Below are 10478 nucleotides of genomic sequence, written 5' to 3'. Positions count from 1 at the left end.
CCGCCCGGGGCGACGCCGTCCGGTCCTTCCGCCTGCCCGAGGCCCGGGATTCCGCCGGCCTCGCGGGCCGGTCGGGCGCCGGCGGTCGGGCCGGCGACGGGGCCACCGGCCCGGTGGTGGCCGCCCCACCCCCGCCTGCGCGAGCTCGTCCGGGCGGTCGGCCGGGTGCGGTGGCGCGAGGCCGGCGTCCTGCTGTCCGGGCTGGGCCTGGCCGGCTGGATGCTCTGGCTCTGGGCCGCCTACGGCGACCCGCTGGCGTTCAACACCGTGCAGGCCGCGCCCGGCTGGAACCAGGGCTCCGGTCCGCGGACCTGGTTCAAGGTTGACTACGTCGGCGCCGTGCTGTGGCGCTCGCCCGACCTGGTCGCCCGGCTGACCGCGCAGGCACTGATGATGCTGATCGCGGTGCTGTTGCTGCGCCGGGTGTGGCGGTTGTTCGGCTGGGGCTACCTGGCCTATTCGATCGTCGTGCTGGCCATCCCGCTGCTGGGCACCAAGGACTTCATGGGCACCGGACGGTACGGCCTGGCCGCGTTCCCGGTGATCGCGGCCGCCGGGCACGTGCTCGCCACCACCCGACACCGCTGGCTGCGGCCCGTGGTCCTCGTCGCCTGCCTGGCCGGTTTGCTGACCGTCGCGTTCGTGTTCGCCACCGGGACGTCGGTGACCTGACCCGGGTGCGGTCGGTCGGTCGGTCCGGGCCGGTCGGCCGACCGCGGTTCGGTCCGGCCCCGACCGGCCCCGGTTCCTTTCGGTCTCGGCCGGTTCGGTGGGTTCGGTCGGTTCGGCCGGTAGCGGCCGGTAGCGGCCGGCCGGAGGTTAGGGTGGCCGGGCGAACCGCCGCCGCGAAGGAGACCCGACCGCGTGTCCACCGCCCCGCCCGCCCGGACCGCGGACGGCCCGGCGGACCGCACGGCCCGTCCGCCGATCGCCGCGGTGCTGGCCGGCTACGCGGCGGTCGTGGCCGTGTGCACGACGGTGGCCGTGCTCGGCGCGGGTCGCAATCCCGCCCGTGTGCACGCGGACGACCGCGGCTGGATCGACGCCTGGCTGATCGGCGACGCCGGCTGGTACCAGTCCATCGCCACCGGTGGCTACTTCTACCACCCCGGCCAGCAGTCCTCGATCGCGTTCTTCCCCACCTACCCGATGGCCGTCGGCGGGCTCGGCCGGCTGCTCGGCGGTGACTTCCACCTGGCCGGCTGGCTGGTGTCCCTGCTGGCCGGGGCGGCCGCGGTCGTCGCGTTCACGGTCTGGGTGTGGCCCCGGTTGCCGCGCCCGGCGGCGGTGACGGCGATCGCCCTGCTCGTGCTGTACCCGTACGCGTTCTTCCTGCACGGTGCGCTCTACAGCGACTCGACGTTCCTCCTGCTCGCCGTCGCCGCCTTCCTGGCCGTCGAACGCCGTTGGTACTGGACGGCCGGGTTGATCGGGGCCCTGGCCACCGCGGGCCGGCCGGTCGGGATCGCGGTGGCCGCGGGGCTCGTCGTCCGCACCCTGGAACAGTTGGCGGAGCGGGGCGGGATCGGCATCAAGATCGGCACCGGGATCCGCACCGTCACCGTCACCGGCACTGGCACCGTCACCGGCAACGGGCCCGGCACGGGCACCGGCCCCGCGCGCCCGGGCTCGTGGCCGGCCCATCCGCGGCCGGTCGCCCTGCTGCGGGCCGTCCGGCGCGTGCGGTGGCGGGAGATCGGCGTCCTGGTCTCGGGTCTGGGGCTGGCCGGCTGGATGATCTATCTGGGGACCTCGTTCGGCGACCCGCTGGCCTTCGCCACCGTGCAGGCGGCACCGGGCTGGAACCAGGGGGGCGGGCCGCGGACCTGGTTCAAGTTCGACTACGTCGGAACCCTGCTCTGGCGCTCGCCCGACCTGGCCGTCCGGCTCACCGCGCAGGCCCTGATGGTGCTGCTGGCCGTGCTCCTGCTGCGCCGGGTGTGGCGGCTGTTCGGGTGGGGCTACCTGGCCTACGCGGTGGTGGTGCTGGCCATCCCGCTGCTGGGCACGAAGGACTTCATGGGCACCGGCCGGTACGTGCTCGCCGCGTTCCCGGTGATCGCCGCCGGTGGTCACCTGCTGGCCACCACGCGGTTCCGCTGGCTCCGCCCGGTCGTGCTCACCCTGTTCGGGGCCGGCCTGCTGGTCGCCACCGCCGTGTTCGCCAGCGGCGTGCCGGTGACCTGACGGGGCGGCCCGTGCGTCGACTGCCGACCGTCGCACGGCCGACCGCCGGGCTCAGCCGATCGGCACCGTCGCGGGTTCCTCGTGGCCGTCCGCGCCGGCCTCCGGCGCCCCGAAGCGGGCCAGCATCAGCGCGCCGGACAGCACCAGGACGAAGCCGGCGGCGGCCGGTCCGGCCGCTCCGGGCGCGGGCCGGTCGCCGCAGACCAGCATGCCGAGCAGGGAACCGAGCACCGTCTCCACCGCGACCATCGCCGCCGTCACGCTCACCACCGAGGCCCGCTGCAGGGCCAGCGCCCCGGCCAGCAGGCCGAGAGCACCTGCCGCCGCCATGGCCCAGGCGGCCGGATCGAGCAGCAGCGTCCCGGGATCGAACCCGCGCAGGATCCGGGCACCCAGGGCCAGCAGCCCGAAGCAGGTGCCGGCGACGACCGCCAGCAGCACCCCGGACCGCCGCAGATCCCGCATCCGCAGCAGCACCGCGGCCACCGGGAGCAGGGCCAGCACCGCGGCGAGCAGGACCATCCGCCCCGGACCGCCCACGTCGCCGGCGGCCTGGTCGCCCGCCGTCCACCCGACCACCACCAGCCCGAGCCCGATGGCCAGCACCGCGACGAGTTCGGCCCGGCGCAGCCGCACCCCCAGCGCGAGCACCGACAGCACTGCCGTGACGGCCAGGCTGGACGCCCGGCCGGCCTGCACCACGAACAGCGGCAGGCCGCGCAGCGCGACGAAGGACAGCGCGAAGCCGGCCGCGATCAGGGTCAGCGCGGCCAGGTAGCGCGGGCTGCGGACCAGCCGCAGGACGAAGCCGCCGCCGACGGACGTGGCCCGGGGCAGCCGGGCCACCGCGGACGCCTGTAGCACGGCCGCGGTGCCCGAGCACAGGGCCGCGCCGGCCACCGCGAGCAACAGGGGATTGATGCCGGACATGGTTACATGAGTCGGTTTCGCCAGGGGAGAGGACAGTGGGCATGGCGCGGGGGGATGACGCGGGTGACGACGCGGGAACGCGGTCGGGCATGACGGTACCTCTGGAACCGGAACGGTTCGCCAAGCTGTCGATCTTCTTCCCGATGTGGAACGAGGAGCAGTACATCCACCGCGCGGTCCGCGCGGCCAAGGAGATCTGCGACCAGCTGGTGGCCGGTGGGGAGATCGGCGACTACGAGCTGATCGTCGTCGACGACGCGTCCACCGACCGGACCGCCGAGTATGCCGATGCCCTCGTCGAGGCCGACCACCGAATCCGGGTGGTGCACCACGAGCGCAACCGCAAGCTCGGCGGCAGCATCAAGAGCGGGTTCGCCGCGGCCACCGGCGACGTCGTTCTGTACACCGACGCCGACCTACCGTTCGAGATGATCGAGCTGGTCCGCGCCCTGCGGGTGCTGCGCAACTACGAGGCCGACATGGTCAGTGCGTACCGGCTCGACCGGACCGGGGAGGGCCTGCGCCGGGCGGTCTACTCGTGGATCTACAACTGGCTCATCCAGCTCTCGTTCGGCACCCGGCTGCGCGACATCAACTTCGCGTTCAAGCTGTGCCGCCGGCGCGTGCTGGAGGCGGTGACGCTGTCCAGCGAAGGGTCGTTCATCGACGCCGAGCTGGTCATCCGGGCGCAGAAGGCCGGGTTCACCATCCTGCAGATCGGTGTCGACTACTTCCCCCGGACCCGCGGGGTGTCCACGCTGTCCTCCCTCGGCGTCATCCGCACGATGCTCGGCGAGATGATCCGGCTGCGCGCGGAGCTCAAGGCTCCGGCCGCGTGATCCGGCCCGCCCCGCCCCGCCCGGGTTCGCTCCGCCCGGGTCCGCTGATCAAATCCGCGGTTGAATCGGGCAAATCGGGCGTCGAGCCCGGTTTTGATCAGCGAACGGGGTCGCCCCGCCCGGGTTCGCTGATCAAATCCGCCGGCGGATCGGGCAAATCGGGCGGCCGGCCCGGCTTTGATCAGCGAACGGGCGCGGGCGGGCCGGGCGTGCCGGCATGACCGCGCGGCTGATCGTCTCCGCCGACGACTTCGGGCTGACCGACGGGGTCTGCCGGGCCGTCCTGCACGGGTACCGGTCCGGGCTGGTCACCGCGACGTCGCTGCTGGCCGTCGGCCGGTCGTTCGAGCTGGCCGCCCGCATGCTGGAGGACCACCCGGGCCTGGATGTCGGCGCCCACCTGGCCATCGTCGGGGAGGACCCGCCCCTGCTGAGCGCGCGGGAGATCCCGACGCTGGTCGACCGGCGCGGGGCGTTCCCGCTCTCGTACCGCACCGTGGTCGCCCGTGGCGCCACCGGACGTCTCGATCCGGACGACGTGCGGCGCGAGTTCACCGCCCAGCTCGACCGGATCGCCGCCGGGGGAGTGACGGTCACGCACCTGGACACGCACCAGCACACCCACCTGTGGCCGTCGGTCGCCGCGGTGGTCGTCGACCTGGCGGTGCAGCGGGGGCTGGCGGCGGTGCGCACCCCGCGCAGCGGCCGGCTGCTGCCGGTCGGCGCCCCGGTCAACCGGCTGGCCGCCCGGCTCCGCCGGCGCATCGCTCGCGCCGGTCTGCTGACCACGACGGCGTACGCCGGCCTGGACGAGGCCGGAGCGATGGACGCGGCCGCCTTCACCCGGGCGCTGACGCGGCTGTCCGGGATGCTGCCGGCGGACGGCGGCACCGTGGAGATCAACACCCACCCCGGCGAGGCGGCCGACCCCGACCTGGGCCGCTTCGACTGGGGTGGCTACCGCTGGTCCGACGAACTGGCCATGCTGCTCGACCCGGCCGTCCGCGCGCGGGCGATCGCCCTGGGATACACGCCGGGCTCGTTCCGGGACCTGGCCCGGCGTGCGGGACAGTGATCGCATGTCGGTGATCGATCGCCGCCCGACGGGGGCCGGCCGGGCCACCCTCCGGGCCTTCCGCGACCTGCCGGTGTCCGCCCGCGCGCATGCCACCGTGCGCTGGTGGAGCGCCCCGCTGCCCCGTGTCGAGGCCGCCCTCCCGACGGCCGGGCGGGTGCTGGAGATCGGCTGCGGCCACGGGCTGTTCAGCGCTTATGCGGCGCTGGCCGCAGCCCGGTCCGGAGCCGGCCGCAGCGTGGTCGGGGTGGACATCGACGCGGACAAGATCGCGCTGGCCCGGCGGCTCGCCGCCGCCGTGGACGGGGTCGACCTCACGTTCCGCGTCGCCGAGTCCGGGGCGGTGCCGGCCGGGCCCTGGGACGCCATCGTCATCGTGGACGTTCTGTACCTGCTCCCTGCCGCCGCGCAGCGGGCGCTGCTGACCGAGGCGGCCGGGCAGCTCGCGCCGGACGGCGTGCTGCTGGTCAAGGAGATGAGCCCGACACCGCGCTGGAAGGCCGCCTGGAACCGGTGGCAGGAGACGCTGGCGGTGTCGGTGCTGGGCATCACCGAGCGGGACGGCGGCGGGCCCGGCGGAGCCCCGGCGTTCGACTTCGTCGATCCGGCGACCATGGCCGGTTGGCTCGGTGCGGAGGGGCTCTGGACGGCCCGGCAACGGCTGGACCGCGGCCGGGTGCACCCCCATCATCTGCTGCTGGCCCGCCGGTCCGACCCGGGCCCGTCATGACGGCGGGTCGAGGTGCATCGGCCGGGGTCGGCGGGCACAGTGTGCGCCAGGAAGCACGCGGGCGCGGCCGGATCCGGTCGTCCCGCCGGTCGAGCGATCGAGGGATGTCGATGACGCGGGCACGTTTCGGGGCGTTCGGTCTGGCCCTCGCGGCGGCCGGGACGCTGGCGGTCACCGTCGCGCTCGTCCCGGCCCAGGCGACCACCGCGCCGGCGCCGGGGCCGGTCGCCGCCGCCCCGGTGACCGGCACCAACGGCGACGCGACGTTGGTCGTCGATCCGACCACCGACCTGCCGGCCGGCGGGGCCACGATCACCGCCAAGGGCGCCGGCTACCCGGCCGACACCCAGGTCTACGTCGCGATCTGCCCGTCCGGCGAGCGGGCGCCGGCCAACCTGACCGGCTGCATCGGCGGCCCGGCCGCCGGTGACCCCACGAGTGGACCCTGGGTGGTGGCCAAGAGCGACGGCAAGGGCGCGTTCAGCGCGACCCTGACGCTGCCGTCGGACGCCTCCGCGTCCGCCGCCTGCGTGCCCGACAAGTGCGCCCTGTTCACGGTGCGGACGGACGGCCAGACCGGCGCGGACATGAAGGTGCCGGTGGCGTTCAAGACGCCGACCTCGTCCAGTTCGGCGCCGTCGACCCCGTCCAGCGCGATCGTGCAGCAGGTGTCGTCCGCGACGATCGCGCCCGGCGGCACCCAACAGGTCATCTTCTCCGGGTTCAAGGGCGGGGAGCAGGTCAACCTGACCCTGTTCTCCGCGCCGGTGACCCTCTCGCCGGTGACCGCCGACTCCACCGGCGTCGCCCGGGTGGACTTCGTGGTTCCGGCCGACTTCGTCGACGGCACCCACCGGCTGGAAGCCATCGGGGCCGAGTCGGGCACCGTCGGCGTGGCCAGTTTCCAGGTCGTCGCGCCGACGCCCACCCCGTCGCCGACGCCGTCCCCGACCCCGTCGCCCACCCCGTCGCCGACGCCCTCGCCGACCAGCGCGAGCTCGTCGGCCAGCAGTGCGGCGCCGACCACGGCCGTGACCATGACGTCGGCGGCCGCCGGCGGGGACACCGGGAGCAGCAACTGGTGGATCTGGGTGGTGCTGGCGCTGATCGTGCTGGCCGGCCTGATCACCTGGTTCGTGGTGTACCGGCGCAACAAGGAGGCCGCGCGGGCCGAGCAGGAGCAGCAACTGGCCAGCACGGCGTCACGGCAGCAGGCCTACGACCCGAACGCCGAGGCGCCGACGATGGTGCTGCCGCCGACCGCCCCGCGGCCGACCGGCCCGCCGCCGGGTGCCGATCCCTACGGGCTGCTCTCGGGCCGGAACCATCCCTACGGCGTCGACCCGAACGCGCCGACCCGGTACGACCCGCCGGCCGGGCCGACCCAGTTCATCCCGCCCGGACCCACCCAGCACATCCCGCCCGGACCCACCCAGTACATCCCGCCGACGCGCGAGCCGGGCGGCCCGGGCGGGTCGGGCGGTCCCGGCGGGCCGGGCCAGGGCGGCGGCCCCGGTGGACCGGGCCAGGGCGGTCCCGGCGCGGGCAATCCGCCCACCCGGCCGCAACCGCCGGCCGGTGGGCCGGGCCCGTCAGGGGCATCCGGGTCGGGCCCGTCCGGGCGTCGGGCCGACTGGACCGTGCCGCCCGAGTTCGCCGGCGGGTCGCCCTCCGGCGCGCCGGGAGCGCCGGCCGGGCCGTCCGGCCCGACCGATGCGGCCGACGGTCCGCGGACGGCGCAGTTCCGGCCGGACTTCGACGACCCCGAGGACGACCCCCGTCCGCCCGGACCGCCTCAGCGCTGAACCTGCCCGGAACCTGCGCAGAACCTGCGCCGAAAACTGCCCGGAACCTGCGCTGAACCTGCGCTGAACCTGCGCTGATCCAAGGCCCAGCGAACCGGACTTTCCGGGCGGCCTCGCGGGTCCTGGATCAGCGCAGGTGACCGGGCGCGGCGCAATGCGCCGGCGCCGCGTCGCCTACGGGTGGGTCATGGACAGCACGTCGAGGGCGGCGTCCAGCTGCTCCGCGCTCACGTTGCCCTTCTCCACGTGGCCCCGCTCGATGACGACCTGCTTGATCGTCTTGCCCTCCTTCAGGGCCAGCTTGGCGATCTTGGCCGCCTCCTCGTACCCGATGTACTTGTTCAGCGGGGTGACGATCGACGGCGACGACTCGGCGTAGGCGCGGCAGCGGTCGACGTTGGCCACGATCCCGTCGATGCAGCGATCGGCCAGCACCCGGCTGGCGTTGCTCAGCAGCTTGATCGACTCGAGCAGGTTGCGGCCGATGACCGGGAACATCACGTTGAGCTCGAAGTTGCCCTGCGAGCCGGCGAAGGCGACCGTGGCGTCGTTGCCGATGACCTGGGCGCACACCATCAACGTCGCCTCGGGCAGCACCGGGTTGACCTTGCCCGGCATGATCGACGAACCCGGCTGCAGGTCGGGCAGCGAGATCTCACCCAGGCCGGCGGTCGGGCCCGAACCCATCCAGCGCAGGTCGTTGCAGATCTTGGTCAGGCTCACGGCGATCGTCCGCAGCTGGCCGGACGCCTCGACCAGGCCGTCGCGGGAGGACTGGGCCTCGAAGTGGTTGCGGGCCTCGGTGAACTCCAGGCTGGTGAGCCGGGACAGCTGGGCGATCACGGCGGCCGAGAATCCGGGGGGCGTGTTGATGCCGGTGCCGACCGCGGTCCCGCCCAGCGGCAGTTCGGCCAGCCGCGGCAGCGAGGCGCGCAGCCGCTCCTGTCCCAGCCGGATCTGCGCCGCGTACCCGCCGAATTCCTGGCCCAGGGTCACCGGGGTGGCGTCCATCAGGTGGGTGCGGCCGGACTTGACCACGTCGGCCCACTCGTCGGCCTTGGCCTGCAGCGCCTTCTCGAGGTGGGCCAGAGCCGGCAGCAGCTGGTAGACCACCGACTCGGTGGCGGCCACGTGGATGGACGTCGGGAAGACGTCGTTGGACGACTGCGACGCGTTGACGTGGTCGTTCGGGTGCACCTTGCGGCCCAGCGACTCGGTCGCCAGCGTCGAGATGACCTCGTTGGTGTTCATGTTGGAGCTGGTGCCGGAGCCGGTCTGGAAGACGTCGAGCGGGAAGTCCTCGTAGTACTTGCCGCCGGCGATCGCGGTGGCGGCCTGCGCGATGGCCTCCGCGACGTCCGCGGGGATGACGCCCAGCTCGGCGTTGACCTGGGCCGCCGCCGCCTTGATCAGGGCGAGCGCCCGTACCTGGGTCCGCTCCAGCGTCCGGCCCGAGATGGGGAAGTTCTCGACCGCGCGCTGGGTCTGCGCCTGGTACTTCGCCTGCTTGGGGACCCGTACCTCGCCCATCGTGTCGTGTTCGATGCGGTACTGGGTCTCGACCTGAGTGGTCACGTCGTCGTGTTCAGCCATGGGGCAAACGCTATCGGGGCCGGCCCGGGGAGGGCTCGGCGCCCGGACAAGGCCACAGCGGATTTCGGTCACATCCGGGGCCGATCCGGTCGCGCGGCCCGGCCCGGCCGCTCCCGGGCCGACCGGCCCGCCGCCCGTGGCAATGGAGCGCCCGACGCCCGTGCCGGCTCGTGGGACGATGGACGGCGTGGCAGTGACGCGCGCCAAGACCCTGAGCAGCATGGCCATCGCCGCCGCCGTGCTGGGCCTGGTTGCCTTCGGCTTGATGTTCCTCTACGGCAACGCGAGCTTCGCCCCGGCCGGGCCGAGCGACGGGCAGGCGCCGACCGCCGACGTCGACGGCGGCCTGACCAGGGCCGCCCCGCTGGTCGGCTTCCCCGTGGTCATCCCCACGGGCGTGCCCGACGACTGGCATCCGAACTCGTTCTCCTTCACCGCGGCGCCCGGCAGCACCGAGGCGCCGGCGGCCGTCCGGGCCGGCTGGCTCACCGAACAGGGCCGCTTCCTGACCGCGGTGCAGTCCTCCGGGGCGCTCGAGGACGTGCAGCAGGCCGAGCTGGGCGACGTCGGGCCGGCGACCGGGAAGGTCGACGTCGGCGGGGTCACGTGGACTGAGGTCCCCGGCCGGCGGTCCGAAGTGGCCTGGGTGCGGACCGCCGGTGACGTGACCTACCTGATCACCGGCAGCGCCTCCCCGGAGGACTTCCAGAAGCTGGCCGCCGCGCTCGCCGCCGGCACCCCCGCCACCTCCTGACGCCCCGGGCCGGCCTACCGGCCCGTCACCGCGCCCCTGACGCCTCGGTCTGACGCCCCGGTCCGACGCCTCGGTCCGACGCCTCGGTCTGACGCCTCGGTCTGACGCCTCGGCCCGACGCCTCGGCCCGACGCCCGGCCCGACGCCCCGGCCCGTCACGCCGGGGCCGACGCGCGGCTCCGTCGTACGGGGCCGACGCACGGGCGACGCGCGGGTCCGTCGCCGGCCTGACGTCGTCGCCCGGGTCCCCGACTGCGGGCCCGATCCGCGCGGATCATCCACGCCGTCGCGGACGAAGTGGTCGACTCTTGTCCCGCCCGCCACATTCGGGCTGAGTTGATCAGCGCAGGTGTCCACCGCGAGATGTGGATGACCGCGCGGACGAAAAGGGCGACTCCCTCCCCACCAGTCACATTGCGGCGCAGTTGATCCGGTTGAGTCGGTCCGGGGCGCGGTGGCCGGGTTGCCCCGGTTCCGTTTCCCCGGACCGCTCGCCGAACCCGGCGTGCGTGTCTCGACGCACCGGGCTCTCCACGGGTGCGGCCGTTATGCCGGGGTCGGTGTC

Annotated in this window: 9 protein-coding genes; 7 read left to right on the top strand and 2 right to left on the bottom strand. The window is 74.3% G+C overall.

Translation table 11 applies throughout. The features are described 5' to 3' along the window. The first annotated feature begins 165 nt into the window (after positions 1-165). Positions 166-672, top strand: coding sequence for a hypothetical protein (locus tag ACOJUF_RS07355; protein WP_420121210.1), 507 nt, complete (start codon positions 166-168; stop codon positions 670-672). Between the two features lie 192 nt (positions 673-864). Continuing rightward, positions 865-2187 (top strand): hypothetical protein, encoded by a 1323-nt coding sequence (locus tag ACOJUF_RS07350; protein WP_420121209.1) that lies wholly within the window; start codon positions 865-867, stop codon positions 2185-2187. A 51-nt stretch (positions 2188-2238) separates the two neighbouring features. On the opposite strand, the gene ACOJUF_RS07345 is transcribed toward ACOJUF_RS07350, so the two are convergent. Beyond that, a complete protein-coding gene (locus ACOJUF_RS07345; RefSeq protein WP_420121208.1) occupies positions 2239-3117 on the bottom strand; it encodes a hypothetical protein in 879 nt (292 codons plus the stop codon). Positions 3118-3206: 89 nt separating this feature from the next. Between ACOJUF_RS07345 and ACOJUF_RS07340 the strand changes: the two genes are divergently transcribed. The 4 genes from ACOJUF_RS07340 (at position 3207) to ACOJUF_RS07325 (ending at position 7566) form a co-directional block, all read left to right on the top strand. Further along, complete coding sequence (locus ACOJUF_RS07340; protein WP_420121207.1) at positions 3207-3956, top strand: glycosyltransferase family 2 protein; 750 nt, start codon at positions 3207-3209, stop codon at positions 3954-3956. A 217-nt stretch (positions 3957-4173) separates the two neighbouring features. Next, positions 4174-5031 carry a ChbG/HpnK family deacetylase gene (locus tag ACOJUF_RS07335; protein ID WP_420121206.1) on the top strand — a complete coding sequence of 286 codons (858 nt, stop codon included), beginning with the start codon at positions 4174-4176 and terminating at the stop codon, positions 5029-5031. Between the two features lie 4 nt (positions 5032-5035). Beyond that, positions 5036-5761 (top strand): class I SAM-dependent methyltransferase, encoded by a 726-nt coding sequence (locus ACOJUF_RS07330; RefSeq protein WP_420121205.1) that lies wholly within the window; start codon positions 5036-5038, stop codon positions 5759-5761. 110 nt (positions 5762-5871) lie between these two features. Next, positions 5872-7566 (top strand): hypothetical protein, encoded by a 1695-nt coding sequence (locus tag ACOJUF_RS07325; protein WP_420121204.1) that lies wholly within the window; start codon positions 5872-5874, stop codon positions 7564-7566. A gap of 174 nt (positions 7567-7740) precedes the next feature. Here the strand turns inward: ACOJUF_RS07325 and ACOJUF_RS07320 are convergent, their stop codons facing one another. Further along, entirely contained in the window at positions 7741-9159 is a 1419-nt protein-coding gene (locus ACOJUF_RS07320) for a class II fumarate hydratase (protein ID WP_420121203.1), read from the bottom strand. A 187-nt stretch (positions 9160-9346) separates the two neighbouring features. On the opposite strand from ACOJUF_RS07320, the gene ACOJUF_RS07315 reads away from it, so the two are divergent. Further along, the gene (locus ACOJUF_RS07315) at positions 9347-9913 is read left to right on the top strand and encodes a DUF4245 domain-containing protein (protein WP_420121202.1); all 567 of its coding nucleotides are present in this window, start codon (positions 9347-9349) and stop codon (positions 9911-9913) included. Positions 9914-10478 lie beyond the last annotated feature (565 nt).

Origin of the sequence: Nakamurella sp., from assembly GCF_048594475.1 — a bacterium.
Lineage (GTDB): Bacteria > Actinomycetota > Actinomycetes > Mycobacteriales > Nakamurellaceae > Nakamurella.
The sequence above is the reverse complement of the archived record's forward strand: the minus strand, read 5'-3'. Positions and strand labels throughout refer to the sequence as shown.

What these genes read in the sequence shown, in the direction of transcription:
- ACOJUF_RS07335 (WP_420121206.1), top strand. Translation starts at nt 4,174, where the DNA reads ATGACCGCGCGGCTGATCGTCTCCGCCGACGACTTCGGGCTGACCGAC.
- ACOJUF_RS07320 (WP_420121203.1), bottom strand. Translation starts at nt 9,159, where the DNA reads ATGGCTGAACACGACGACGTGACCACTCAGGTCGAGACCCAGTACCGC.
- ACOJUF_RS07325 (WP_420121204.1), top strand. Translation starts at nt 5,872, where the DNA reads ATGACGCGGGCACGTTTCGGGGCGTTCGGTCTGGCCCTCGCGGCGGCC.
- ACOJUF_RS07340 (WP_420121207.1), top strand. Translation starts at nt 3,207, where the DNA reads ATGACGGTACCTCTGGAACCGGAACGGTTCGCCAAGCTGTCGATCTTC.
- ACOJUF_RS07330 (WP_420121205.1), top strand. Translation starts at nt 5,036, where the DNA reads ATGTCGGTGATCGATCGCCGCCCGACGGGGGCCGGCCGGGCCACCCTC.
- ACOJUF_RS07345 (WP_420121208.1), bottom strand. Translation starts at nt 3,117, where the DNA reads ATGTCCGGCATCAATCCCCTGTTGCTCGCGGTGGCCGGCGCGGCCCTG.